We start from the raw sequence: 25,965 nt of genomic DNA on the forward strand, positions 1-25,965 counted from the left end.
CGCGCCGGTACACATCCTCGTGCTTTACGCTTCGCCAGAGCCGCTCGACGAAGATGTTGTCGAATGCTCGCCCCCGGCCATCCATGCTGATGACCATACCTTCACGTTTCAGCACATCGGTGAAAGTCGTGCTGGTGAACTGCGAGCCCTGGTCACTGTTGAATATTTCCGGCGTGCCGTGATGGCGTAAGGCATCCTCCAGACAATCGACACAGAACACCGCTTCCATGCTGTTGCTGATCCGCCAACTGAGCACGCGCCGCGAGTACCAGTCAATGATCGCCACCAGGTAGGCAAAGCCACGCGGAAGCTGGATATACGTTATGTCGGTACTCCAGACCTGATTCGGCCGAATCACCGGTACGCTTAGAACTTATCCGTAAACAATATTCACTTTCAGTTTAATTTTTCTGAACGCCATGATTGATGCGGCCAGGTGGTTGAGCGCCAAGAAACTGCGCTCAAGCTTCTCGTATCGCACCAACAACTTTCGGAAGCGGTTGAACCAGCTGTGGGCCACTTCGACGATCCAGCGCCGGGCTTTCTTCCTGGGGTCACGTTTGAGTTCGCCGGCCTCTTGCCCACGCCCTTTGACATGGGGGATGTAGCCGTGCTTCGTGATGATCGCCAATGCGGGCGCGCCGGTGTAGCCGGCGTCAGCGCAAAGGTGTTTGCTTCGCCGCTTGGGTGGCGACGCTCGCTTGACGACAATGGCCTCAAGCACAGCCGCCACCTGAGAGACGTCGTGCCGATGGGCGCCGGTCACGACGAGCGACAACGGGACGCCACGACCGTCCACCAGCAAATGACGCTTGCTCCCATTTTTTTCCCCGGTCCGTTGGATTGGGTCCAACGCTTGATTGCGCCATGGGAGCCTTCATCATCGCGCCGTCAAGGCTTTGCCAGCGCCAGGCGATACCTTCAAGGTCGTCGTATTCGGCAAGCCCGCGCTTCCATAGGGCTTCAAACACCCCGGCCTTCTCCCACGCCAGAAATCGCGCATGGATCGCACTGGAGCTGCCAAAGCGCTCCGCCGGGAGTGCCTTCCACTGGCAACCTGTGCGTAGCACATAAATAATCGCCTCGAAGACCAGCCTCGGTTCTTTGGGCTTGCGCCCCCCGCCAGCCTTGCGGACGTAACTCCGATCCGCCAGTCGCTGGCGTATCGGAATCAGTGGCTCAACGCGCTTCCAGAATTCCTCGGTCACTTCCCATGACTTCACTTTTGCCATCATCTCCCCCAACGCAATTCTCGCGCATGGGCAGTGATTATCCACTATTTACGGACAAGTTCTAAGGCGGTAGGGATAGATCGTCTGCTCAGGGTGTGGGCGGCTGGTGTTCGGGCCCGGCGCCATACCAGCCAAACCCATCTGCCGCATCAGGCGTTAAACCCGCTTGCGATTAACGAGGTGCCCGACATCATCAAGAAAAAGCTGAAACTGGACGCCTCGCTCTACACTTTGCTACAGATTCTGTCGGTCACCCTGTTCGAGAAGGTGCCCTTGCAGCAACCCTTTCCGTCCAGCGAGTACATTCTTCCACAGGGGGTTCCGTACAACCAATTGAATATATTCACTATTTGGCCGGACAGTAGTGTTTCCAGACATTTTCCCCGTCGGCCGCAGCAATCCGCTTTCGGCATTCAAGGTGCATAAGTATGGATGCCACAATTCGCATCCTCGCAGTTTTCCACAATTCAATGCCAAGCGATTACACGGCTACCGCCGAAAAATCGCTCCGCCCAAAGCGGCTATAATTCAGTACCTCCCAGCCGTACCCGCGTCATCGTGTCCGCCACCCGCCCGCTGCTTTCCCTCCCCGCCCTGCCCAAGCCCGGCGCCCGCGTCGATCTGCCACCGTTGGCCGGTTGCGCCGATACCCTGGCATTGGCCGAACTGGCCAGTCAAAGCAAGGGCCGCCTGCTCGCCGTGGTCACTGCCAGCGCTGCCGACGCCCAGCGCCTGCTGGAGGAAATCCCGTGGTTTGCGCCCGGCCTCAAGGTGCGCCTGCTGCCGGACTGGGAAACCCTGCCCTACGATCATTTCTCGCCGCATCAGGATCTCGTTTCCGAGCGCCTGGCCACGCTGTGGGCTGCCTTGCAGGGCGATCTGGAAATCCTGCTCGTTCCGGCGTCGACCGCAGTCAATCGGCTGGCGCCGCCGGAATTCATGGCGGCCTATACCTTCGAGTTCAGGAAGGGCCAGAAACTCGATGCCGACAAGTTTCGCACTCAGGTCACGCTGGCCGGCTACGCGCATGTGACGCAGGTCGTGTCGCCCGGCGAATACTCGATTCGCGGCGGCCTGATCGACCTCTTTCCGATGGGCTCGCAACTGCCCTACCGGCTCGATCTGTTCGACGACGAGATCGAAAGCATCAAGACTTTCGACGTCGATACCCAGCGTACCGTCTATCCGGTGTCTGAAGTGCGCCTGCTGCCGGACGCCATGTTCGTCACGCATGGCGACGCGCCGGCCGCGATTGCCGCCTTCTGGAGCGACACCCGCTCGCGCTACAACCTGCTGCAAGGCGATAAGGCACGGCCACTGCTGGCGCCGGAAGAATTGTTCCTGACCGACGAAGCCTTCTTCAGTGCCGCAAAATCCTACGGTCGACTGGCAATTCCGGCCAAAAATGAAAGCTCCGCCGGAAAACTGCCCAATCTTGCGGTCGACCGCCGCAGCGACAACCCGCTCGGCGCGCTGAAAAGCCATCTCGCCAGTTTTGGCGGTCGCATACTGCTGCTCGCCGAAACCGCCGGCCGGCGCGAAACGCTGGCCGCAATGTTTGCCGAGCACGGCATCAAGCCCGAAGCCAGCGCCGATTTTGCCGGATTTGTCGGCAGCGATGCCAAACTGGCGCTGGACACCGCACTCGCCTGCCGCGAGCAGGGCATCCGCAACGTCGCCGTCACCGCCGGCTACATCCACCCTGAACCGGCCAAGGAATTCTTCGCCGTCATGGATGCCGCCAACGTCGACCTCAAGGCCTTCACTGACAGCTTCTATCACAAGCTGTGCGTCGGCCACCTGCAGCCGGTGCTTGACATCATGACCTACATCCACCACGAAACCGACTGCTGGCTGGAAATCACTACGCTGCTGATTCCCGGCAGCAACGACAGCCCGCGAGAAATCAACGAACTCACCACCTGGGTCGCACGCGAACTCGGCCCCGACGTGCCCCTGCACTTCTCCGCCTTCCACCCGGACTGGAAGATGGGAGACATCCCGCCGACCCCGCCGGCGACGCTGACCCAGGCCCGGCGCATCGCGCTCGACGCCGGCCTGCACTACGTCTTCACCGGCAACGTCCATGACAGCGAGGGCGGCACCACTTTCTGCCCGAGTTGCCACGCCGCGCTGATCGTCCGCGACTGGTACGACATCCGCCGCTACGACCTGACCCCGGATGGCCACCGCCCACACTGCGCGACCGCCATCGCCGGTCACTTCGGCCCGATGCTTGGGCGCAACGGCCAGGCCTTCGGGCCGCAACGGATTCCGGTTCGCCTTGCCATCTGATCATTTGCCCCGGCGTCCATCGCAGGCCTCCATCAGCGCAGACAGTCGCGGACAGGCGAAACTCATAGCCGCGCTACGCAACCCCGTCTGTTATCCGCATCCGGCCGAGAAGGTCGAGGTGATCGAGACGCACATTTCTTACGTGCTGTTGAGCGGCGCCTACGCCTACAAGATCAAGAAGGCGGTCGCGCTGGGATTTCTCGATTTCAGCACCCTCGCCAGACGCCGCAGTTATTGCGAGGAGGAACTGCGTCTCAACCGTCGTCTGGCCCCTGAACTTTATCTGGCGGTAGTCGCGATCACCGGCTCCCCCGATGCACCGCGCTTGGCCGGGAATGGCGAGGCAATCGAGTATGCGGTGCAGATGACCCGCTTCCCGCAGGAGGCGCTGCTCAACCGGCAATTGGCGGCAGGACGTCTTTCCCTGGATCTGATCGACCAACTCGCCGATGATCTGGCCGATTTTCATGGCCGTGCGGAACGAACTCCGCCTGACCGGCACTTCGGCTCGCCGGAAGCCGTCTGGGAACCGATGGCGCAGAACTTTGCTCAGCTTGGTGAACAGCTATCCGGCGCGGTCCACCACGCCCAGCTCGCCGACCTGGAAGCATGGAGTCGTCAGCGCTTCAACCAGTTGGCCGACCTGCTCGCAACCCGCCTGCGTGACGGCTGGGTCCGGGAGTGCCATGGCGACCTCCATCTCGGAAACATTGCGAGGACAGCTACCGGGTTGCGGATTTTCGACTGCATCGAATTTGACCCTGGACTGCGATGGATCGACGTGCTCAACGAAATTGCCTTTCTGACCATGGACCTGGCGGAACGTGGCCGCGCCGACTACGGACATCGCCTGCTCAACCGCTATCTGGAAGCGACTGGCGACTATCGCGGCCTGCCTCTGCTCGCCTTTTACGCCGTCTACCGTGCACTGGTGCGGGCCAAGGTCGCCGCGATACGTGCCAGTCAGGAGGAGCCTGCAAGCAGGCTGGCGGAACTCGCCAGCTGCGATCGGTATCTGGCCTTTGCGGCGAACGCCACCTTGCCGGGTAAGCCCAGGCTGCTGCTCATGCATGGGCTTTCCGGTTCGGGGAAAAGCTGGCTCGCGCAGCAACTGCTGGAGAGACTGGGTGCTTTGCGCATCCGTTCGGATATCGAGCGCAAGCGCCTTTTCGGCCTGCCCGCCCTCGCCCGCAGTGACAGCGCTGTTGGCGACGGCATCTACGATGCAGCCGCAACTGCTGCAACCTACGACCGTCTCGTCGAACTGGCTGACGATATCCTTGCGGCTGGCTATACGGTGCTGGTGGACGCAGCCACCCTCAAGACCTGGCAGCGCAAGGTGTTCCGGGACGTCGCGGCAGCGCGAGGGGTTCCCTTCGCCATCCTCGCCTGCGCTGCCCCGGAAACAGTCCTGCAGTGCCGCCTCGTAACTCGCCGGGCGGGTGGCCGCGACGCCTCGGAGGCAGACCGGGCAGTGCTGGCACAACAGATACGCGACCGCGAGACCTTTACGTCTGACGAAGAGGCCTGCTGCCTCAACATTGACACCAGCGGTCCTTTCCCGGAATACCTACCGGCGGCCTTGCAGGATATTCCGATCCTATCGCTCGCCGCCGGCACCTGACGACATGCCGCTGACCGCCCGAGACGGACGTGTCGCGCGCGCTGATGGAATAGCAGACCTTTACCCCCGAGGCCGATGTCGGCATCCGTGGCAGCGGCGCTACCCTGGCGGAGGCCTTTGCCGGCGCCACCACCGCGATGACGTCGGTAATCGGCAATCTGCGATCTGGATGCGATCTGGAACGAATCGTGGATCGCCACGCCGTGACCGTGGAATGCGCGGCGCCGGACGACGGACTGCTGCTCGTCGATTGGCTTGACGCCCTGATCCGCAATATGGCGACGCGGCACATGCTGTTTTCGCGATTCGATGCCAGCATCGAGTCTCACCATCCGACGGCCACCGCCTAGGGCGAGCCGATCGACATTTCGCGTCATCAGCCGGCTGCGGAGATGAAGGGTCCCTCCTATTGCGAACTGGCGGTCGGGCGACAAAGTGACGCCCGCTACCCAGCGCAGTGCGTCGTCGATGTTGGAGTCAAATTAGTACCCGAACCAATCAAGCGAAAGCCGGCAATGAACATTTTACGGCTGAAACGACGCGATGACTTCGAATGGGGGGTTCTGGCGGTGGACCGAATGCGGGTGCCAGGGTTGTTTTTGCGTCGCGCGAACTGCTTGAAGCAATGGACGAATAGGTGACCGGGCAGGTGGCCAACGTCGCCAGCCTGCCCGGAATCGTCACGGCGTCGTACGCGATGCCCGACGCTCACTAGGACTATGGCTTTCCCATTGACAGTGTTGTCGCCTTCGATGCCGAGGATGGCGCCGTCGTAGGCTTGAGCACAACCTGGCGTGTCAGCCAACGCGGCGTCCGGCGGCGTACTTCATCGGTCGTCAAGAGAAGCGCCGTATTGCGCGATCGTCACGTCCAGCAACTGCCGCATCCGCTGCCAGTGCGCTCCTTACCAGGAGACGCGACCACAAAGATTGCAGACCGTAAAATAATCCGGTTTTACTTTAATAAATCACTACTGTCCGGTCAAATGAGCACTCGAACTGCCGAGCGCCGTGACTGACGGGGCTTTCCGAGCGAAAAGGTGTGGTGTCGATTTGAAATCGGCGAAAAATGGCCCTTCGAAATTTTCTGAAGGGTGTTGCCATGAACGCCGGCAAGACACTGTTTTCCCAGTTGATGGATTTCCTGCCGTGGTCGACATTCAATCGCTATGTCACACGCTACAGCGGCGACAAAGGCGTTCGCACACTGAGTTGCGCCGAACAATTTCGGGTGATGGCCTTTGCACAACTGACATATCGGGAGAGCTTGCGGGACATCGAGACCTGTCTGTCGGCGCAATCCGCCAAGCTGTACCACATGGGATTTCGCGAGCCGGTACGGCGTGCGACATTGGCCGACGCAAACGAATCGCGGGATTGGCGCATCTACGCCGACTTTGCCGCGTGGCTGATTGTCCAGGCAAGAAAGCTCTATGCCAGCGAAGACTTGGGCCTGGAATTGTCGAACACCGTGTATGCGCTCGATTCGACCCCCATCGACCTGTGCCTGTCGGTATTTCCCTGGGCGCATTTCCGTACCACCAAGGCGGCGGTGAAGATGCATACGCTGCTCGACTTGTGACCAGAGGAAATCCCTGTGGGACGCGGCAGTATTCCCAGTTTTATCCACGTCTCCGACGGGAAACTGCACGATGTCCATGCGCCGGACTTGCTGACCCCGGAAGCCGGTGCGATTTACGTCATGGATCGCGGTTATGTTGATTTCGCCCGCTTGCACAGGTTGCATCAGGCGGGGGCTTTCTTCGTGACCCGTGCCAAATCGAACCTGAATTCCCATCGCGTCTATTCGGCGCCAACCGACCGCAGTACCGGTATTCTCTGCGACCAGACGATTGCCCTGGATGGCTATTAGGGGTCGTCTCAGAAAACGGAAAAATCGTACGCTAAGCCAATCGCAGCGGTCGTAGTGGCCTGAATTATCCCGCGCCGACCTTGGCGCTGTTGCGCCACAGGTAATCACCAGTCAGGTTGATGTGCTCCCAGCCCAATGGTGACAAGTATTGCAACAACGCGTTATCGACAGCATGGCCGCTCCCACGCAGTGCGTTTGCCGCCCGCTCAAGATAGACCGTGTTCCACAGCACGATAGCAGCCGTCACCAGATTGAGGCCACTGGCCCGGTAGCGTTGCTGCTCGAAACTACGGTCGCGGATTTCGCCGAGGCGATTGAAGAACACGGCGCGGGCCAAGGCGTTACGTGCTTCACCCTTGTTCAGCCCAGCATTCACGCGGCGGCGCAACTCAACGCTTTGCAACCAGTCCAGAATAAACAGCGTGCGCTCGATGCGCCCCAACTCGCGCAGGGCGACGGCCAAGCCGTTCTGGCGCGGATAGCTGCCGAGCTTTCTCAGCATCAGCGAGGCAGTCACCGTGCCCTGCTTGATCGAGGTGGCCAACCGCAGGATTTCATCCCAATGTGCGCGAATGGCCTTGATGTTCAGTCGGTCGCTGCTGATCATCGGCTTGAGCGCGTCGTAACTGGCTTCGCCTTTTGGAATAAACACCTTTGTGTCGCCCAGATCGCGGATTCGCGGTGCAAAACGGAAGCCCAGCAGGTGCATCAAGCCGAAGACGTGATCGGTAAAGCCCGCCGTGTCGGTGTAGTGTTCCTCGATGCGCAAGTCGGACTCGTGATACAGCAGGCCGTCGAGCACATAGGTTGAATCGCGCACGCCCACGTTGACCACCTTGATGTGAAACGGCGCGTACTGGTCAGAAATGTGGGTGTAGAAAGTTCGCCCTGGGCTGCTGCCATATTTCGGGTTGATGTGACCTGTGCTCTCTGCTTTGCTACCGGTTCTGAAATTCTGGCCATCTGACGATGACGTAGTGGCGTCACCCCAATGTGCGGCAAAGGGATGCCGGAACTGCGCGTTCACCAACTCGGCCAGTGCTGTCGAATAGGTTTCGTCACGGATATGCCAGGCTTGCAGCCAAGACAGCTTGGCGTAGGTCGTGCCAGGGCAAGACTCGGCCATTTTGGTCAGACCCAGGTTGATCGCATCGGCCAGGACGGCGCACAGCAGCAGGTGCTTGTCCTTGGCCAGGTCGCCCGATTTCAGGTGTGCGAAGTGCCGGGTGAAACCCGTCCACTCATCCACCTCCAACAACAATTCGGTGATCTTGATGTGCGGCAGAGACATCGCCGTCTGGTCGATCAGCGCCTGCGCGGTGTCGGGCACCGCCGCATCCAGCGGCGTGATCTTCAAGCCGGACTCGGTGATGATGGCGTCCGGCAAGTCGTTGGCCAGCGCCATGCGGTTGACGGCAGCAAGCTACGCTTCCAGCAGCGTCAGCCGCTCGTGCAGGTACTTGTCGCAGTCGGTGGCCACGGCCAGTGGCAATTCACTGGCCTGCTTGAGGCTGGCGAATTTCTCGGGCGGCACCAGGTAGTCCTCGAAGTCCTTGAACTGGCGCGATCCCTGTACCCAGATGTCGCCAGAACGTAGCGCGTTCTTCAGTTCCGACAACGCGCACAACTCGTAGTAGCGCCGGTCGATACCGGCGTCGCTCATCACCAGTTTCTCCCAGCGTTTCTTGATGAAGCCGGTCGGGGCCTCGTTGGGCACCTTGCGGGCGTTGTCGGCATTCATGCCGCGCAGCACCTCGATGCCTTCGAGCACATCCTTGGCGGCAGGCGCAGCCCGCAGCTTGAGCACGGCCAGGAATTCCGGCGCGTAGCTCTCGCCGATACGGTGCAGGAAATCGAAGTCCTCGGGCTGCGCGAGCTTCTGCGCCTCGGTGACGCTCTCGGCAAAAGCGTCCCAGGACATGACGGCCTCAATGGCGGCGAACGGGTCGCGTCCCGACTGCTTGGCTTCGATCAAGGTGTGGCCGATACGTCCATACAGGCGCACCTTGGCGTTGATCGCCTTGCCGGATGCCTGGAACTGCTGCTGATGCTTGTTCTTGGCCGCGTTGAACAGCTTGCCCAGGATGCGGTCGTGTAGGTCGATAATCTCATCGGTGACGGTGGCCATGCCCTCGATGGCGAGCGCCACGAGGGTGGCATACTGCCGCTGCGGCTCGAACTTGGCCAGGTCGGCGGGCGTCATCTGTCCGCCCTCGCGGGCGATCTTGAGCAGGCGGTTTTGATGAACCAGCCGCTCGATGCCTGCGGGCAGGTCGAGCGCTTGCCAGGCTTTGAGGCGTTCGATGTGTTCGAGCATGTGCCGCGAGTTTGGTTTGGCCGGTGACTGGCGCAGCCAGGCCAGCCAAGTGGTCTTGCCGTTGTAGCGGCGTTTGAGCAGGTCATCAAGGCGACGGCGATGCGTGTCCGACAACGGCTCGGACAAGGCTTCGTGGATGCGTCGGTTGGCGCGGGTGATCGCTTCAGCGCAGACACGTTCAATAACATCCAGTGCTGGAATAATGATGTGCTGGTGACGCAGTGCATCGAGGACGCTGGCGGCCAGCACAATGCCTTTATCGGTTTGCATGGCCAACTCGGTTGCCGCGTGGACGGCTTGCCGGTAGTGGGCTAGGCCGAACGGCTCTACGCGCAGGTAGGCGCGTAGTTCGAGCAGATGCTCACGCCGGGTTTCTTCGCGTTCGGCATACTGTGGCCAGCACGCCGCATCGGTACGCAGTTGCCGTCCGACCCAGTGCAAAAAGGACACCGACACGGCGGCATCGGGCAGCAGGCCCTGACCGGGGTAGCGCAGCAAGCACAGTTGCACCGCGACACCCAGCCTGTTTGCATCACCACGCCGTTGGCGGATCAACGACAGGTCGGCATCGCTGAGTGTGTAGTGCCGGATCAGTTCGTCTTCTGCATCTGGCAAAGCCAGCAGGCTTGCCCGCTCAGCGGTCGACAAGATGGAACGACGCGGCATAGCTATCCAGTTCTCAAGTATTGGTACAAGATTCCACGGCTGTCGTTTTCAGAAGACTGATGTACCAAACGTCAGAAGTGGATTGCACTGCGGAAGAAGCTCCCTGCTGCTGATAGCACACAGCGGCCAAAACCTGACGTTGCATCATCAGGTTCGTGTCCGTGCAGGAATCTGTCATTCGCTGCGGCTGAGCGGGCGGGCGCACCAAACGGCATTGGTCACTTAACTAGCGTCACCCTCAGGCCCGGTATCGAAGCGCGTCAATAACCAAGGCAAAAGCTCGAGAGTGCTCGCGACGGCTGGGGTAGAAGATGTGTAGCCCAGGAAACGTCGGGGACCAATCCTCCAAAACCCATCGCAGGCGGCCGGCGGCGACATGAGGCTCGGCCAAGTACGCTGGAACGAAGGCTAGGCCCGCTCCGTCGACGGCAGCGTTGAGCATCTGGTAGACGCCATTGCAGGTCAGTTGGCCGTCGACACGCGCCTGCACTTCGCGCTTGCCCTTCTTCAACTCCCAGGCGTAGATGTCGCCGCGCGTGGGCAGCCGCAGCGTGATGCAACTATGCTGAAGCAATTCCTGCGGCCCCTTGGGCGCCGGACGGCTCTTGAGGTAGGCCGGAGACCCTACGACACCCATCCGCATGTCCGGCCCCACACGCACAGCCACCATGTCCTTGGCTATCTGATCGCCCCAACGTACGCCGATGTCGAATTTGTTGGCCGCGATGTCGGTCAGCACGAAGTCGATACTGAGTTCGATCTTGATGTCGGGATAGGCGGCCAAGACCGGCGCCAGGCGTGGCCACAGAACCGTATCGGCTGCGAAGTCGGTCGTGGTGATGCGGATCGTGCCCGCAGGCTTGTCGCGCAGTTCGCTGATCGCAGCAAGTTCGCTCTCGATCGCCTCGATTCGGGGGCCTGCACTCTGCAGAAGCCGCTCACCCGCCTCGGTGGGTGACACGCTACGAGTCGTGCGGGTCAGCAACCGCACCCCCACGCGTGTTTCAAGCGTGCGAATAGTGTGGCTCAGGGCCGTTGGCGAGACGCCGAGCTTGGCGGCAGCCCGGGTGAAGCTGCGCTCCTGCGCCACCGCCAGAAAAACCAATAAATCACTGATGTTGTCGCGCCGCATTGCTGAACTATGTTCACAAGACTATGCTATTTATACCAGCTAGTCATCTATGCCAGCAAGTCCTAGACTTCTCAGCATCGAATCGAAAGGCACATATGAACAACGAGCAAACGATTAGCGGTGCCCAGCGCGCCTTTGGCGACCTCGCAACCAAGCTGGCAGAAATCACTGACAAGGTGTTGTTTGGCGATGTCTGGAAGCGCCCTGACTTGTCCCTGCGGGATCGCAGTCTGATCACCTGCGCCGCGCTGGTGGCCACAGGCAAGACCGAGCAGATCGATTACCACTTCCCTTTGGCCGTCACCAATGGCGTGACCCAAGCGGAGCTGGTCGAACTCATCACCCACCTGGCCTTCTACGTCGGCTGGCCGAGTGCAATGTCAGCCATCACCAAAGCGAAGGCTTTGTTCGGCACGGAAGCACCTTGAAGTCTCTCTCAACAGAACAGAAAGGAATAGCCATGCGCAAGTGGTCAGACGCAGAGTTGCGCGGCATGGTCGAGGCAGACGACCTCCACATTGCACCCCTTCGCGAGGACGGCATCACCTATGGCATGCCGACCTGGATTTGGTGCGTTGCGGTGGACGGCGAGTTGTTTGTGCGCGGTTACCACGGGTAACGGTCCACTTGGTACCAGGCGGCCATGAGCCAACGTGCGGGGCGCATCGTCGCGACTGGCAAGACGACGGAAGTCGCTTTTGAGTCGGTCGACGGGCCGCTCAATAACCATATCGACGATGCGTACCGCGCCAAGTACGGCAGTAGTGAGTACCTCGCCCCGATGATTGCCGCGTCGGCACGCTCGGCAACGGTGCAAATCAACCCTCGCGAGCAAGCTCGCTGAGTTAGCAATGCATGCCCGATCGACGGGCGAGAATGGGAAACACCATGGAACTCAAACGCGCGGGCTCGCAGCCCTCCATACCCGGCCCTGCGGAATTCTTTACCGGCACCGTCCGCATCGACCCATTGAACGCGCCGCCTCCGCCAGCGCGCGTGTCGTGCGCCAGCGTGACCTTCGAGCCGGGCGCACGTACTGCGTGGCATACCCACCCATTGGGCCAGACCCTGCTCGTCACGGCCGGATGCGGCTGGACCCAGTGCGAAGGCGAGCCCATCGTCGAGATCCGTGCCGGTGACGTGATCTGGTGTCCGCCCGGCCACAAGCATTGGCATGGTGCCACGCCAACCACGGCCATGACCCACATCGCCATCCAGGAGGCCCTCGACGGTAAGAACGTCGAGTGGCTTCAGAAGGTCACCGATGCGGAATACATCGTTGGTCCGGCCAACGAACAACGGCACAGTCATCAAGGAGTATCGCCATGAGCAACAACATCGAAGGCAAGGTCGTCGTCATCACCGGTGCCAGCAGCGGGCTGGGTGAGGCCGCCGCGCGGCATCTGGCGTCCAAGGGCGCAGTGGTCGTGCTTGGCGCGCGACGCACCGACCGCATCCAGGCTTTGGCAGAGGAATTGGCCGCCACCGGTAGCAAGGCCCTGGCGGTGCAGACCGATGTCACGCAACGCGAGCAAGTTCAGCACCTGGTGGACGCCGCGGTTAAGACCTACGGGCGAGTCGACGTGCTGGTCAACAATGCGGGCCTGATGCCTAGTTCACCGCTGGAACGTCTGGCCGTCGAGGACTGGGACCGCATGATCGATGTGAACATCAAGGGCGTTCTGTACGGTATCGCTGCTGTCCTGCCGCACATGACGCGCCAACAGGCCGGACACATCATCAACGTGTCGTCCGTGGCCGGCCTCAAGGTACCCGCCGGGGGCACGGTGTATTCGGCGACCAAGCACGCGGTGCGAGCGATCTCCGAGGGCCTGCGTCAAGAGGTTACGGGCCAGCACATACGCACCACCGTCGTCTGTCCTGGCGCCGTGGCCACCGAACTGGTGGACAGCATGACCGACGCGGAAGTGCAGGCTGGCATGCGGGCGTTTTACCAGATCGCCATCTCTCCGGACGCCTTCGCGCGGGCGGTGGCCTATGCCATCGAGCAACCTGCGGACGTCGATATTAACGAGGTCGTCTTCCGTCCGACGGGCCAGGCGTTTTGATACGCAAACATCACCTATTGCAAAGGACAAACAAATGAAGAAGCGTCAACTTGGCCAAGGCCTGGAAGTGTCAGCCTTGGGGCTGGGTTGCATGGGCATGAGTTGGTCGTACAGCCCCAAGCCGGACCGTGCCGAGATGATCGGTCAGATCCGCTTTGCCGTGGAGCAAGGTGTGACATTCTTCGACACGGCTGAAGTCTACGGGCCGCTCGACAATGAAGATTTGCTGGGCGAGGCCCTTGAACCCTTCCGGGGCCAGGTGGTGATTGCCACCAAGTTCGGCCACCGGGCGGCCTTCGACGGCGAGGCGCGCTGGAGCATACAGGACAGCCGTCCCGAGCACATCAAGACGGTGGTGGAGGGCTCGCTCAAGCGTCTGCGGGTCGAAGCCATCGACCTGTACTACCAGCACCGTGTCGACCCCAGCGTCCCGGTCGAGGACGTGGCCGGCGCGGTCAAGGACTTGATCGCGCAGGGTAAGATCAAGCATTTCGGTCTCTCCGAGGCCAACGCACAAACGATCCGTCGCGCCCATGCGGTGCAACCCGTCACAGCACTGCAGAGCGAGTATTCGCTGTGGTACCGCGAACCCGAGAAAGTGGTTCTGCCAACACTGGAGGAACTGGCCATCGGCTTCGTGCCCTTCAGCCCGCTCGGCAAGGGCTTTCTCACCGGGAAGATCGATGCCAAGACGCAATTCGACAGCAGCGACTTCCGCAATGCCGTGCCGCGTTTCACGCCCGAGGCGCGGCTGGCCAACCAGGCGTTGGTTGACCTGCTTGGCGTCGTCGCCGCACGCAAGGGGGCGACGACGGGCCAGATCGCCTTGGCCTGGCTGCTGGCGCAGAAGCCCTGGATCGTGCCCATCCCGGGCACGACCAAGCGTAACCGCCTGGCGGAGAACATCGCTGCGGCCGAAGTCGGCCTGAGCGCGGAGGACCTGCGCGAGATCGAGAGCGCGGCTTCTAAGATCACGATCCAGGGCGCGCGCTACCCCCAGGGCCTCCGCACTCGGAATGAATAATTCCATTTGTCATTATCTCCCTGAAAAAGTCGTTAACATTCAGCACGTTACGCCATCATCTTGTAAACCCATCGGAAATCACGTCTACTCTCGTCTTTTGGGTGCCCCCAATGAGCGCGACGAAAGGTCTGGTTTTGATGGAATGCTTGAACGAAATCGATGATCCCCGGAAGGCCAGCAATGGGACGCGGCATGACTTTCGGGAGATGCTCGTGATGGCGATCGCCGGTGTTCTCTCGGATTGCGACAGTGTGGAAGACGCTGCTGCCTGGGCGCAATCGCGTGAGCAGTGGTTGCGTCGGTTTCTGGTGCTGAAAAATGGCGTGCCGTCCGAAGACACCTTTCTGCGACTCTTTCGCCTGCTTGATCCTGGGCAATTCGAAGCCAGCTTCCGGCGCTGGGTGACTCAGGCCGTACCGACGTTGGCAGGAACGATTGCGGTCGACGGCAAAACGGTGCGTGGATCGGGCAATGGTGGCGAAGACGCCATTCACCTGGTTAGCGCCTTCGCCACCCAACTGGGCATTGCCCTGGGTCAGGAGAAGGTCTGCGGCAAGAGCAACGAAATCACCGCCATTCCCGAATTGCTTGAAGCGCTTGCGATCGACGGCTTTCTGGTCAGTATCGATGCCATGGGCTGCCAGCGCGCCATTGCCCGAAAGATCATTGACAAAAAAGCGGATTACCTGCTCGCCGTCAAAGGCAATCAACCCAAGCTGTTCAACGCGATCCAGGGCGCTTTCATTGATCGTCGAGAGACAGCGGGGCGAAACGAACACGTCGAGAAATCGCATGGCCGCGTGGTGGCGCAAATCGCGTCGATCCTGCCAGCGGAAGGCGTCGTGGTGTTGGCTGACTGGCCGGAGTGCGCCGTCATTGGCCGCATTGACTCGGTACGTCAGGTCACCGGCAAGGCGGCGACGCTGGAGCAACGGTATTACATTGCCTCGCGGGCTTTGACGCCTGAGCAACTGGCCCAAGCGGCCCGTAGCCATTGGGGAATCGAGAACCAACTTCATTGGATGCTTGATGTCACGATGGGCGAGGACGGCAGTACGGTGCGTGAAGACCATGCGCCACAAAACCTCTCCCTGCTCAAGAAGATCGTCCTCAATCTCATTCGCCTGGATAAGACCGACAAAAAGAAATGCAGCTTGCGCTTGAAGCGCAAGCGGGCGGCCTGGGATGATGAGGTACGCATGAATATGTTGGGGTTTCAGGCATTATGATTTTCGAGTGCGGAGGCCCTGGCGCTACCCCGAGGCGGTCGAGCGGATGAGCGAACACTGAGTTCAGCTTTGGAGATGAATATGAAGCACTCAAACACCAGCCGCGTGAGCGTCAGCGCGTTCGGCGACCCCGAGCAATTGGTCGTCGAGTCGTTAAGTCGATAGGGCAGAAGTAAATGGCGTTCTCGCCCATGACAAGACTATTTTTGATGAAGAATACCGTGAGAATATCCGCCACATAAATTCCGAAATTGGCTTTGAGCAAAATCCCCCTTTGATATCGGAAAGAGAACATCTGGCGGATGATCTATCCGCCGTTTGTGACCACGTCCGATTATTGTAGTGATACGGTGTTCAGGCAAACTCGGGCACTCATGAAGTGGAACTTTATGCACGCCAGCATTGATACTGGTGTTGCCTGAACGTCTGTTTCGGTTGGGTGCTGCCGTTAATTTCATTTGCAATTAATTTGAGCACGCTGAAATGGAATGCAAGCCGGTGCCGACGAATGCAAGCTCATTTGCACTTAATGTGAGCATGAGCGGCTTTTCATTTGCAGTTAATTCGAGCCGGGAATGGCGTCGAATGCGAGCACGGCCAGTTGCAAATGCGAGCCGTTATAACTAGCGGTGCAAGCTGCGGCCACAACAAAGTATCAACGGCATAGTCGGTAGAAGTAATTCGAACAGTGCCATTTGGCTTACCTACAAGATCGCTGATTGCGTCAAGCTCCGTCTCAACCTCTTCGAGCCGAGGACCAACGGAGTACAGAAGCCGCTCTCCTGCCTCTGTCGCCGAAACGCTTCGGGTCGTTCTGGTGAGAAGGCGCACGCCCAACTCAGCCTCGAGAGCGCGAATGGTATGACTCAGCGCAGATGTGGAAACGCCTATTTTTGCTGCCGCCCGAGTAAAGCTGCGCTCCCTGGGGTCTGAGGCGCAACGGAACGAAAAACACGGTTAAGCCAACGTCATTGTTCTGAGACGCCCCCGTCGATGGCGGCCTGAATTTCGGCGGCCAGCCGTGCGGTGTAGTTCTCCTGGGCCGTGGTCATTAAGCCGTCTCCCATGGGTTGATGACGTTCAGCCCGGCAGCCTCAAAAGGGCTGGTGTCGCGGGTGGCGACGGTGAAGCCGTTGGCAAGGGCGACGGCCGCAATGAAGGCATCGGCTGTTTCGACCGCCAAGCCGGCAGCACGGGACTTGGCCAGCAGCTCGGCATAAGCCTTCGTGCAAGCCATATCGAACGAAAGCACCCGATTGGCGAACATCGGCAGCAGGCCCTTTTCCAAGTTCTCATGCAGGCTGTCCCGGCGCTTTCCTGCCGGCATCAGCGCGATACCCGCACGCAACTCGGCTACCGTGATCGCGGACAGGTAGAGCGTTTCCAGCGCTTGCGCGTCGATCCAGTCAAGGACGCGGGCATTGGGCTTCTGGCGCTGCGGCTCCGAAATCACGTTCGTATCGAGCAGGATCATTCGAAGCTCACCGCACGGGCCGGAGACTTGATGCGCACGCTCTCAAACAAGGCGTGTTCTTCATCGGTTAGGCCGCCAGCCTCGCGGGCGATGGAGGCCAAGAAAGAGCCAAGTTTCACGCGGCCATCGGGCCTCGCTGCCCGCTCCAAGATGTCGCGGATTTCGGCCTCGGTGCTGCGGCCGTGCTGGGCGGCTTGGATTCGGATGGCCCGATGCACCTCATCAGGCAGATTTCTTACATTCACGTTTGCCATTTGGTAGCTTTCCAATGTAACGCTGTCAATGGAACCATTGTATGTCATTGATACCACCGCGCAAGCATTTTCATGCGACGTGGTCCATTTGGGTAGCCAAAAACAAACTAGCCAATTTAGATTGCGTTTTGCCTTCTTGGCCAGGCCTGCTACGCTAGGACAAGTTAGCTATACCCATCTTGGCCAACCGTCATGCAAGTCGCCCGCATCTATCTACGCGTCAGCACCGATGAACAGGATCTGACCCGCCAAGCCAACATCGAGCACAGCACTAGGGCGGCCGGCTACTACATCGCTGGTACCTTTTGCGTGCTTGACGAGCTGCACATCGCGCTACGTCAGCGCGATGTGTTCGTGACGCCGAGCTGGCGCTACGCCGATCCTCGAGCCGGCCTCCTCGATGGCAGCGAGTGGGAAGCCACCCGGCCGATCATCTGCCGGACCCTGGGGCTATCGGCCAGCCCCGAGCCGACGCTGACGGCCCTGGCCGCCGAGCTTGACCGCACCTACCGCGCCGTCGCGGCCAGACTGCCCGACAACCCGGCGGTGCGGTTCGATAAGAGCGGCGACAAGCACGACCTGGTGCTCAGTCCACTAGACAAGATGGAAGAACCGGCCTCGCTGCTCGCCCTACGGGAGACAGTCGCCGGCATGCTGCCGCGTGTTGACCTGCCTGAACTGATCCTGGAAGTCGCAGCCCGTACCGGCTTTACTGACGCCTTCACCCATATCTCGGAACGTACGGCCCGCGCCGCCGACCTACACGTCAGCCTGTGCGCGGTGCTGATGGCCGAAGCCTGCAATACTGGCTTGGAGCCGCTGATCCGTGGCGACGTGCCCGCACTGAAGCGCGACCGGCTGTCTTGGGTAGACCAGAATTACCTCCGCGACGACACGCAGGTGGACGCCAACGCGATACTGGTCGCGGCACAAAGCCATCTGGCGCTGGCCAGCTTGTGGGGTGGCGGCGAGGTGGCCTCCGCCGATGGCATGCGCTTCGTCGTGCCGGTGCGAACTGTGCATGCCGGCCCGAACCCGAATGGCACTTACTTAACGTTCAACTCTTTGATGCAAATGATGAAACAGGCTGGATCGACGCGTGATAAGTTGGCGTCGCCAAATACCCAACCCGCCCACGATGAGCCAGCCCAAATGCATCCTATCCGCAGTACACGCGCACAGCAACACCGAACGGTCAAGGCCCACGCTGCCCAGAGCGACGCCTATGCGTTTTTCAACCTGTTGACGGGGCCGGAATTGTTGGATGCCGTGGAATCTGAACTGCCGCCCCACCGAGAAAGGCAATATCCCCCGACGGAGACGTTGTCGATGTTTCTGGCCCAAGCGCTGAGCACCGATCGTTCCTGCCAGAAGGCAGTCAATGACCGTGCGGTCAAATGCCTGGTTGGCGGCCTGGTGCCGGGCAGCACCCACACGGGCGCCTATTGCCGGGCGCGAAAGCGCTTGCCTTTGAAGATGCTCAGTACACTGGCGTGCCACGTGGGGCAAAGAGTCGCCACGCAGGCGCCGACAGCTTGGCATTGGCGGGGTCGTCCCGTCCGTCTGGTGGACGGGACGACCGTCGTAATGCCCGACACCTCAGACAATCAGGTCGTCTACCCGCAACCGACGAGCCAGAAGCCGGGACTGGGTTTCCCGCAGTGCCGGATCGTTGGGCTCGTTTGTTTGGGTAGCGGGGCGGTCCTCAATGCCACGACCGGCTCCTGTCGGGGCAAGGGCAGCGATGAGCAGTCGTTGCTGCGTTCGATATTCGATTCTCTGGAGCAGGGTGATTTACTGTTGGGCGACGCCTTCTACGCCACCTACTTTCTCCTCTGCTCATTGCGCGAGCGGTGCATTGATGCGGTGTTTGAACAAAATGGCGCGCGGCAACGCACCACCGATTTTTGCCGAGGTCGGCAGTTGGGGCAGTGCGATCATCTGATCGTGCTGCCAAAACCCGCCAGCAAACCCGACTGGATGCCTCAGGCCGACTACGATCAGGCCCCCGAGAGTCTGACCGTACGCGAGCTTCGGGTCGGCGGCAAGACACGGGTGACGACATTGCTTTGCCCAAAACAAACCGACAAGACGGCCTTGAAATCGCTCTATCGGGATCGCTGGCACGTTGAACTCGATCTGCGCAACATCAAGACCACGCTCGGCATGGAACGACTGAGTTGCCTGACGCCTGCGATGGCGATCAAGGAAATCTGGGTCTATCTCCTCGCCTACAATCTGATTCGGTTAATGATGGCTCAGGCTGCGATGCTCTCCCACAGATTGCCGCGCCAACTGAGCTTCAAGCATACCGTGCAAATCTGGCTCGCCTGGGCACCCTTTGCGAGCCGTAGCCATCACAACATACACAGCGAACTATTCGTTTTAATCGCCCAACAACAGGTCGGTAACCGACCAATCCTCTTGACTTAGCGGTCTGTCATCTAATTTTGGCAACTTTGCCATCTGGCCGCGCCAAGATATAATCGAGCATGTAACCAATTGATATAAATAGGCTTTATATGACGGCCTAAATATGCCAATATCGTTTCACGGCTAACGGACTACATTCATGGCGCCAATTTCCTTGCCGCCGCCCGCCGCGAGCCTCGGTTTTTCACCCGAAACCGTGAATTGCCATTCACGAATCTGATCGCTTTCCTGCTCACCGGCATTCGCGGCGCAGTTCAGGCGGAGCTTGATTCCTGCTTTGCCCTGCTTGCCGGAAGAACCCGCCTTTGTCGGGCGATCACGGCCAGTGCCTTCTCAAAGGCGCGCAGCCATCTGGTCGCCAATCTCTTTGAGCCGCTCAATACAGAATTGCTGCGCCTGGTCGATGAGGTCGTTCCGCAGCAGCCGGACTGGCAAGGCTTGCGGGTCTTGGCGGCGGATGCATCGAAGGTACGTCTGACCTTGCTTGACCTGGAAGGGCGCCGCCATATTCGAGAAGCGGCCATCTTCGGTTTGTTTCGGCCAGGGATCGAATTGTTCGACTCGCTGATTTTGCACAGTTCGCTGGTCGGCGAACGTCAGATGTTGTTTGAGCGGCTTGACCGACTCGGTGCTCAGGACATGCTGGTGCTTGATCGCGGGTATCCGGGTGCCTGGTTGGTCGCGGCGCTGTTGCATCGAGGTATCCCCTTTTGCATACGCTGTGATTCGTCCGCTTCCTTTTCTGCCATCACCCAGTTCATGCGATCCGGAGAAGATGAGGCGCAGGTGACATTGCCGCCACCGCATCGTCAGGATGCCATTGATTACGAGTGTCCGCGTCTGCCTTCTATGGTTCGCCTGATTCGTCAGGTGACGCCGACTGGCAAGGTACGGGTCTTGATGACCTCCTTGCTTGATACCGCGCGGTATCCGGCCACAAGCTTCTCAGCCCTTTATCACAGCCGTTGGCGTATCGAGGAGGCGTTCAAGCGCATCAAACACCGGCTCAATCTGGAGCACACGTCCGGCCTGACTTGGCTGGCCGCCTGCCAGGATGTTGGGGCCAAGATGGTGTGTGACAATCTCAATGCCCTGGCCACCTACCTGGCTGCGGAAGAGCGGCTGCCCAGCGATTCGCCATGGGGAGTGAATCGGACGATGGCCTTCAATACCGTACGTCGTATCTTGCCCCGAGTCTTGGCGGGTGTGCAGCAAATCACCACCCGAGTTACCAAGGAAATCTTCTCGGAAATCGTCAAAAACCTTCAGAAATTTATCCCTGATCGTGCTCGACCTCGGCCAAACCAGCGAAAGCCTCACCTGTCCTTTGCTTACAAACCCGCCGTATGACTATGGACTAAGTTGAGAGGATTGGGTAACCGACCGGGCCGGATCGAGCCTCGCGCCGTCAAACGACGACCTAAACCCTATCCAATGCTCACCAAACCACGTAATCTCGCCAAAGCTATCGTCATGAAAAATGGACATCCCAAAAAGCTTAAGTAAGTGCCATTCGGCCCGAACCCGAAATATTTTGGCATCGGTCGGGGCGTTACCTGGTACAACCTGATCTCCGATCAGTTTTCCGGCCTGAACGACATCATCGTTCCCGGCACGTTGCGCGACAGCTTGATCCTGCTGGCCGTAGTGCTTGAACAGCAGACCGACCTCCAACCAACGCAGATCATGACCGACACCGGCGCCTACAGCGATGTGGTCTTCGGTCTGTTTCGTCTGCTCGGCTATCGTTTCAGTCCGCGCCTGGCCGACGTCGGCGGGACTCGCTTCTGGCGGATTGACCAGCAGGCCGACTACGGCATGCTCAATTCGATCTCGGCACACCATCTCAGTTTGCACAAGATCGAGCCGCACTGGGATGACATGCTGCGCCTGGTGGGGTCGCTCAAGCTTGGCCGAGTGCCGGCGACGGGCATCATGCGTACGCTTCAGGTCGGCGACCGGCCGATCCGGTTGGCACAAGCCGTCGCCGAGTTCGGCCGGATCGAAAAGACCCTGCACACGCTGACCTATATCGACGACGAAGCCAAGCGCCGGGCCACGCTGACCCAGCTCAACCGTGGCGAAGGCCGGCATAGCGTTGCCCGCGCCGTCTTTCACGGCAAACGCGGCGAGTTGCGCCAGCACTACCGCGAGGGGCAGGAAGACCAGTTGGGTGCGCTCGGCCTGGTGCTCAACATGATCGTGTTGTGGAACACGATCTACATGGAGGCGGCCCTGAACCAACTACGCCAGAGCGGCTACCCGGTGCGGGACGAAGACGTGGCACGGCTGTCGCCGCTGCAGCACAAGCACATCAATATGCTGGGGCGCTATTCGTTTTCAGTACCGGAGGCGGTGGCCAAGGGCGAATTGCGGCCCCTGCGCAATCCTGCAGACGGCGATTAGACTGAGTACACGGGTGGGTCAATGACGACGGATATCTTGACAGCAGGGCAGCAGCCAACGGCAATGCCTGGATGCGTTATGCTAAACACCTAACGGTGTTTTCCGTTCCACTGCGCCTCAAACCCCTTATACAGACTGGCGAAGCGCACCCTTGACGCGATGGAGGGGCGATACGCTTGAGGGTGGCAGTAAGTGCAGCAGTTTTGCGCTTACTGCCATAAAGGCCAGCAGTTTCGCCGCCATATTTCTACGGATTTACGCCGCCGGCAACACACGGCAAGGCCGCCGATAAAAAAAGCCGCATTGCTACGGCTTTTTCGACAAGAATCAGCCCTTCTTGACTTCCTTGATTTCCTCTTTCAGGTCGCCAACCTGTTCTTGCACCTTGCCTTTGACCTGGTTTTTCAGACCTTCGGCTTGCTGCGATTTGTCACCGGTCAGATTGCCGAATTCTTCCTGAATCTTCCCGCCCAGATCCTTTGCGGCGCCTTTGACTTGATCTTTGTTCATGATTGATTCCTCATTGGTAAGTGCTTCTGAAACCCGGACACCCTCAGGTTCGTCCGGCAAATCTCACGATCCATTGCTCGTGTCGACGAACACAGCATAGCCGGAGGCAGGGATCTGTTCTGTTCGCTAGCCAACATAGCGGCGAAAATCTACCGTCGTTCGAAAGCGCTCTATTATTGCCCGCTGGCGGCTATTTCTATCCGATTGGCCCCGGCCAGTCGGGCACGGTCAACGGCCTCTTCGGACCGAATGAGTGCTTTTTCCGGGGCACTGTCTGTGGCGCTCAAAACCGAAATCCCGATGCTCACCGTAAAGCCGCCACTCTGCTTGCCAATGCTGATTTTGCTGGCCAGCATTTTTTCGAGAAGGCGTTCGGCAAAAATCATCGCGGCCTCAAGGGAGCTGAGCGGCATCAGGAGTGCGAACTGCTCGTCACCCACCCGGCCGGCCGTATCTGCTTTGCGTATGGCATGCCGCAAAAAATCCGCAGAGAGCCGCAGCATGGCATCGCTGACCGGGTGCCCCAGGTCTTCGTTGATCGCAGTAATTTGATCGAGGCTGATCAGCAAGAGGGATACCTGGTGGCTGTTGTCACGTTTGATGAGCGCATGCGCCGCTGTCAGGTGCGCCATGAAATGCCGGCGGGTGAACAGGCCGGTCAGCGCATCGATCATCGAGAGCCTGAGCAAATCAGCTTCTATTTGCTTCTGTTGGGTGATGTTGCGTGAAAACCCCACCGTTCCGACCAGGTTGCCATCCATGGCAATCGCCGATTTGTAGGTTTCGAACCATAATGTTTCATCGGCGATTTTTATCTGATGTTCTCTCGCGATCGGCTCACAACTGCCGAGTACGGCCAGATCATCGGCGCGAACCGATTCGGCGACTTCCAGTGGGCTGATATCGAAGTCAGTCTTGCCGATCGGGATGTCGACGGAAGGCCAGCCGTAATTCTTGGAAAAAGGCGCGTTGACCGCAAGATAGCGGCCCTGTTCGTCCTTGAGCCAGACCATGAACGGAAAATTGTCGAGCAGGGCGCGCTGATATTGATCGCGCAGCTTGAGCGCCTTTTTAGCATGTGTTTCCGCAGTAATGTTCATCACGACCATCCGGCATTCGTTGGTATTTTCATTGGGGACCGCTGCGATTCGGACAACCGCTTCCGCCCGATGCTCGGTTGCTGCCAGAACGACTTCGCACCCCAGCTTTCCTTTGTTGACCAGGACGTCGGCAAGAAAGTCATTGAAGCGGGACAAAGAGGCCGGGGCGACGGCTGCGGCAAAGCGGCAGCGCTGATTTTGCGAACGCTTGATGCCGAGCAGGATGGCACCGGCCAGGTTGATCTGGAGAATGACACCCTTGGCATCCAGCGTGAAATATCCAACCGGCGCAAAGTCGTAGATGTCGGCATATTTCTCGCGCAAGGCATCGGCTTCGGCATAGGCATGGCCCAGTTCCTCGTTGTGCATTTCCAGTTCGATCTGGTGGACCTGCAGTTCGTGCATCAGGCGCGCGTTATCCCACGCCGTATTTGTGACGGTGCGCGGCGTCTTCTGCAAACGAGCTTCGGCCCGCTGGCGCGCAGTAGCTGGGTTGGGGCGGGCACGATTCTGCAGGGGGGAGTCGGGAACCAGCCTGAACAAGCGATCGTACTCGGAGCGGACAACGCGGTAGCACTCGCAGACCCTGGCTTCCAGCCCCGTGCGATCAATCACCGTAATATGGCCGCGGCGATATTGAATGAGGCCCGCAGCCTGCAGTTTGCCGGCCGCTTCGGTCACCGCTTCGCGGCGAACGCCCAACATGCCGGCGATCAGCTCCTGGGTAATATCGATTTCATTGCCCGGCAACTGGTCGAGGCTGAGCAGCAACCAGCGGCACAACTGCTGATCGATGGCGTGATGTCGATTGCAGACGACGCTTTGGGCCATCTGGGTCATCAAGGCCTGGGCATAACGCGTACAGAGGTGACGTAAAGTCCCACCTTGATCGAGTTCCCATATCAGGATCTCGGCGCGCAGCCGATAGGCCTCGCCAGCCCGCCGGACGATCATCTTGTGCGTGGTCGTGGCGCCGCCCAGTACCAGCGGGATGCCGACCAGGCCCTCATTGCCGGTCATCGCCAGTTCGGCAGACGAGCCGTTTTCGGTGAGAAAACTCAGCGAGACGATACAGGTAGTCGGAAAATAGACGGATTCCAGCGCCTTTCCTGCACCGCAGAGCGTTTCGCCCAGAGTCAGGCTGACCAACTCCAGATCATCCACGAGGTGGGAATATTCGTTAACCGACAGCGCCGCCAGAATGCGATTCTGCTTCGGGTCGTGCGTTGTTTCGGCCGGCATCGCGCCTCCCTTTCACCGGCGGCTACCACCGAATCGAATGTCGATTGCGGAAAGCCGTCCATTTAACCTCATCATAGTTCATCAGGACAATTGGTTATGTGCGTTAGCGCACTTGGTCGGAAGCTCAACCGTCGGCGGCGGCACCGTCGTGGGTGGCGTCATCGGCAACGAAGTCGGCAAAGACAAAAAAACTACCTGGTAGCAGGCGAAGGCAGCTTCGGTCCAGTCTGGTCGATACAGCCTTTTTTGCTGTGGCTTTCTCATCTAGCCATGCGGACGCAATTAATCTTCAGTCGCCGGATGCTCGATCCAAAGCTGGTCTTGCCCAGAAGCGGTCAACCTCGTCTTGGGTTAGGGTGCCGTCTTTCAGTGCGCTAATGAGCACCGCCTCCGCACTCTCGGCTAGGCCGAAGGCCAGGAATACTTCAGCTTCCTGCAAGGGTGGACTATCGCCTTCGTGAAGATCGGAGTCATCCTCCGGAGGAGTTTCGATTGGCTGGAAGTTCGAGATATGAAGCCTCTTTCGTTTGGGGCTGAGTGTTTTAACGGAACTTCTGAATTTTCGGTATCTGTCAACGGCATAGATGAATGCAGGCCTGAATGGCGTGGCCGCTCCGGGGCGGTTTTTTTGATGGACGAGAGCCCTTTTGCGGTATGGCGGAACCTCGAGAGCTATACGCCCCAGGTCACGGGGACCCGCTCCTGCAGCGAGCGTTCGAGCAGATCAAGGAGGGGCAGTGCTCGCTGAGTCAGGGAAACCGTTTCCTCCGCCTGCTCTTCGCTTTCATCATCGGTTGTCGGCGGTTGCGGATTGCTCGGCTGCGTGCTTGCCATGGCCAGTTTGAGGGCGGCAACGGCCCCCGGTAATTGCGCTACGGTGATGACCCCTTTTGCTTCGTCAGGCTGTTTGCCGAGCGCAAGCAAAAGCTCCCTGGCATTTTTCTCGAACATCACCACATCGCCGCTAGCGGGAGATTTGAAGTTGATCAGCATGGTGTGTGATCCTTTCCGCGAATAAATGGGTTGGAGCAGGCTCATGATTTCTGATATCGCGGGAACACTCCGTTCGTTAGGGCACATAGGGTC

The 25,965-nt window shown here is 59.5% G+C and carries 16 protein-coding genes and 9 pseudogenes; 14 read left to right on the forward strand and 11 right to left on the reverse strand.

The annotated features are described in order from the left end of the window. Positions 1–7: 7 nt before the first annotated feature. From IPP03_02800 to IPP03_02810, 3 genes and pseudogenes are all read right to left on the reverse strand, one after another. A pseudogene (locus IPP03_02800) lies at positions 8–352 on the reverse strand (transposase family protein). Positions 353–373: 21 nt separating this feature from the next. Continuing rightward, positions 374–1,235 (reverse strand): IS5 family transposase gene (locus IPP03_02805; GenBank protein MBL0351661.1). Its coding sequence is split into 2 segments (ribosomal slippage): positions 374–827 and positions 826–1,235, totalling 864 coding nucleotides; the frame shifts between segments, so codons are not numbered across the junction. Between the two features lie 57 nt (positions 1,236–1,292). Further along, positions 1,293–1,436 (reverse strand): annotated as a pseudogene (locus IPP03_02810) (transposase). 354 nt (positions 1,437–1,790) lie between these two features. Between IPP03_02810 and IPP03_02815 the strand changes: the two are divergent. From IPP03_02815 to IPP03_02835, 5 genes and pseudogenes are all read left to right on the forward strand, one after another. After that, positions 1,791–2,867, forward strand: a pseudogene (locus tag IPP03_02815) (transcription-repair coupling factor). Next, a pseudogene (amrS, locus tag IPP03_02820) lies at positions 2,853–3,527 on the forward strand (AmmeMemoRadiSam system radical SAM enzyme). The pseudogenes IPP03_02815 and amrS overlap by 15 nt, the downstream one beginning before the upstream one ends. A gap of 4 nt (positions 3,528–3,531) precedes the next feature. Further along, positions 3,532–5,151, forward strand: coding sequence for an AAA family ATPase (locus IPP03_02825; protein MBL0351662.1), 1,620 nt, complete (start codon positions 3,532–3,534; stop codon positions 5,149–5,151). 83 nt (positions 5,152–5,234) lie between these two features. Then, positions 5,235–5,624: pseudogene (locus tag IPP03_02830) on the forward strand (archease). Between the two features lie 628 nt (positions 5,625–6,252). Then, a pseudogene (locus IPP03_02835) lies at positions 6,253–7,017 on the forward strand (IS4 family transposase). 70 nt (positions 7,018–7,087) lie between these two features. On the opposite strand, the pseudogene IPP03_02840 reads toward IPP03_02835, so the two are convergent. Both IPP03_02840 and IPP03_02845 read right to left on the reverse strand, forming a co-directional pair. Beyond that, a pseudogene (locus IPP03_02840) lies at positions 7,088–10,006 on the reverse strand (Tn3 family transposase). A 238-nt stretch (positions 10,007–10,244) separates the two neighbouring features. Beyond that, the gene (locus IPP03_02845; protein MBL0351663.1) at positions 10,245–11,138 is read right to left on the reverse strand and encodes a LysR family transcriptional regulator; all 894 of its coding nucleotides are present in this window, start codon (positions 11,136–11,138) and stop codon (positions 10,245–10,247) included. Between the two features lie 95 nt (positions 11,139–11,233). Here IPP03_02845 and IPP03_02850 point away from each other — a divergent pair, with 95 nt between their 5' ends. The 6 genes and pseudogenes from IPP03_02850 (at position 11,234) to IPP03_02875 (ending at position 15,460) form a co-directional block, all read left to right on the forward strand. Then, positions 11,234–11,566, forward strand: a complete 333-nt coding sequence (locus IPP03_02850) for a carboxymuconolactone decarboxylase family protein (GenBank protein MBL0351664.1) — start codon at positions 11,234–11,236, stop codon at positions 11,564–11,566. Between the two features lie 32 nt (positions 11,567–11,598). Further along, positions 11,599–11,982: pseudogene (locus IPP03_02855) on the forward strand (DUF2255 family protein). A 44-nt stretch (positions 11,983–12,026) separates the two neighbouring features. Further along, entirely contained in the window at positions 12,027–12,467 is a 441-nt protein-coding gene (locus IPP03_02860; protein ID MBL0351665.1) for a cupin domain-containing protein, read from the forward strand. Further along, on the forward strand, positions 12,464–13,207 hold the full coding sequence (locus IPP03_02865; protein MBL0351666.1) for an SDR family oxidoreductase: 744 nt from the start codon (positions 12,464–12,466) through the stop codon (positions 13,205–13,207). Before IPP03_02860 ends, IPP03_02865 begins: the two co-directional genes overlap by 4 nt. A 34-nt stretch (positions 13,208–13,241) precedes the next feature. Beyond that, the gene (locus tag IPP03_02870) at positions 13,242–14,231 is read left to right on the forward strand and encodes an aldo/keto reductase (GenBank protein MBL0351667.1); all 990 of its coding nucleotides are present in this window, start codon (positions 13,242–13,244) and stop codon (positions 14,229–14,231) included. Between the two features lie 137 nt (positions 14,232–14,368). Continuing rightward, positions 14,369–15,460: an ISAs1 family transposase gene (locus IPP03_02875; GenBank protein ID MBL0351668.1), complete on the forward strand. Its 1,092-nt coding sequence runs from the start codon at positions 14,369–14,371 to the stop codon at positions 15,458–15,460. A gap of 549 nt (positions 15,461–16,009) precedes the next feature. Here IPP03_02875 and IPP03_02880 read toward each other — a convergent pair. The 3 genes from IPP03_02880 to IPP03_02890 all read right to left on the reverse strand — a co-directional run bounded on the left by IPP03_02880 (position 16,010) and on the right by IPP03_02890 (position 17,188). Beyond that, entirely contained in the window at positions 16,010–16,351 is a 342-nt protein-coding gene (locus IPP03_02880; protein ID MBL0351669.1) for a LysR family transcriptional regulator, read from the reverse strand. 160 nt (positions 16,352–16,511) lie between these two features. Continuing rightward, complete coding sequence (locus tag IPP03_02885) at positions 16,512–16,934, reverse strand: type II toxin-antitoxin system VapC family toxin (GenBank protein ID MBL0351670.1); 423 nt, start codon at positions 16,932–16,934, stop codon at positions 16,512–16,514. Beyond that, the gene (locus IPP03_02890) at positions 16,931–17,188 is read right to left on the reverse strand and encodes an Arc family DNA-binding protein (GenBank protein ID MBL0351671.1); all 258 of its coding nucleotides are present in this window, start codon (positions 17,186–17,188) and stop codon (positions 16,931–16,933) included. Before IPP03_02890 ends, IPP03_02885 begins: the two co-directional genes overlap by 4 nt. Positions 17,189–17,380: 192 nt before the next feature. Between IPP03_02890 and IPP03_02895 the strand changes: the two genes are divergently transcribed. The 3 genes and pseudogenes from IPP03_02895 to IPP03_02905 all read left to right on the forward strand — a co-directional run bounded on the left by IPP03_02895 (position 17,381) and on the right by IPP03_02905 (position 22,027). Beyond that, entirely contained in the window at positions 17,381–19,621 is a 2,241-nt protein-coding gene (locus IPP03_02895) for an IS4 family transposase (protein MBL0351672.1), read from the forward strand. Between the two features lie 135 nt (positions 19,622–19,756). Continuing rightward, entirely contained in the window at positions 19,757–20,971 is a 1,215-nt protein-coding gene (locus IPP03_02900) for an IS4 family transposase (protein ID MBL0351673.1), read from the forward strand. Positions 20,972–21,139: 168 nt separating this feature from the next. Beyond that, a pseudogene (locus IPP03_02905) lies at positions 21,140–22,027 on the forward strand (transposase). 327 nt (positions 22,028–22,354) lie between these two features. On the opposite strand, the gene IPP03_02910 reads toward IPP03_02905, so the two are convergent. The 3 genes from IPP03_02910 to IPP03_02920 all read right to left on the reverse strand — a co-directional run bounded on the left by IPP03_02910 (position 22,355) and on the right by IPP03_02920 (position 25,872). After that, complete coding sequence (locus IPP03_02910) at positions 22,355–22,537, reverse strand: CsbD family protein (protein MBL0351674.1); 183 nt, start codon at positions 22,535–22,537, stop codon at positions 22,355–22,357. Positions 22,538–22,710: 173 nt separating this feature from the next. After that, positions 22,711–24,879 (reverse strand): diguanylate cyclase, encoded by a 2,169-nt coding sequence (locus IPP03_02915; GenBank protein MBL0351675.1) that lies wholly within the window; start codon positions 24,877–24,879, stop codon positions 22,711–22,713. A 672-nt stretch (positions 24,880–25,551) separates the two neighbouring features. Next, on the reverse strand, positions 25,552–25,872 hold the full coding sequence (locus IPP03_02920) for a DUF1840 domain-containing protein (protein ID MBL0351676.1): 321 nt from the start codon (positions 25,870–25,872) through the stop codon (positions 25,552–25,554). Positions 25,873–25,965: the final 93 nt, after the last annotated feature.

Source organism: Candidatus Dechloromonas phosphoritropha (genome assembly GCA_016722705.1).
In the GTDB taxonomy this organism is placed as follows: domain Bacteria; phylum Pseudomonadota; class Gammaproteobacteria; order Burkholderiales; family Rhodocyclaceae; genus Azonexus; species Azonexus phosphoritrophus.

Excerpts from the sequence above, each read along its gene's own strand:
- IPP03_02870 (MBL0351667.1), top strand. The coding sequence starts at position 13,242 with ATGAAGAAGCGTCAACTTGGCCAAGGCCTGGAAGTGTCAGCCTTGGGG.
- IPP03_02875 (MBL0351668.1), top strand. The coding sequence starts at position 14,369 with ATGGAATGCTTGAACGAAATCGATGATCCCCGGAAGGCCAGCAATGGG.
- IPP03_02910 (MBL0351674.1), bottom strand. The coding sequence starts at position 22,537 with ATGAACAAAGATCAAGTCAAAGGCGCCGCAAAGGATCTGGGCGGGAAG.
- IPP03_02860 (MBL0351665.1), top strand. The coding sequence starts at position 12,027 with ATGGAACTCAAACGCGCGGGCTCGCAGCCCTCCATACCCGGCCCTGCG.
- IPP03_02915 (MBL0351675.1), bottom strand. The coding sequence starts at position 24,879 with ATGCCGGCCGAAACAACGCACGACCCGAAGCAGAATCGCATTCTGGCG.
- IPP03_02890 (MBL0351671.1), bottom strand. The coding sequence starts at position 17,188 with ATGGCAAACGTGAATGTAAGAAATCTGCCTGATGAGGTGCATCGGGCC.
- IPP03_02920 (MBL0351676.1), bottom strand. The coding sequence starts at position 25,872 with ATGCTGATCAACTTCAAATCTCCCGCTAGCGGCGATGTGGTGATGTTC.
- IPP03_02850 (MBL0351664.1), top strand. The coding sequence starts at position 11,234 with ATGAACAACGAGCAAACGATTAGCGGTGCCCAGCGCGCCTTTGGCGAC.
- IPP03_02845 (MBL0351663.1), bottom strand. The coding sequence starts at position 11,138 with ATGCGGCGCGACAACATCAGTGATTTATTGGTTTTTCTGGCGGTGGCG.
- IPP03_02895 (MBL0351672.1), top strand. The coding sequence starts at position 17,381 with ATGCAAGTCGCCCGCATCTATCTACGCGTCAGCACCGATGAACAGGAT.
- IPP03_02865 (MBL0351666.1), top strand. The coding sequence starts at position 12,464 with ATGAGCAACAACATCGAAGGCAAGGTCGTCGTCATCACCGGTGCCAGC.
- IPP03_02885 (MBL0351670.1), bottom strand. The coding sequence starts at position 16,934 with ATGATCCTGCTCGATACGAACGTGATTTCGGAGCCGCAGCGCCAGAAG.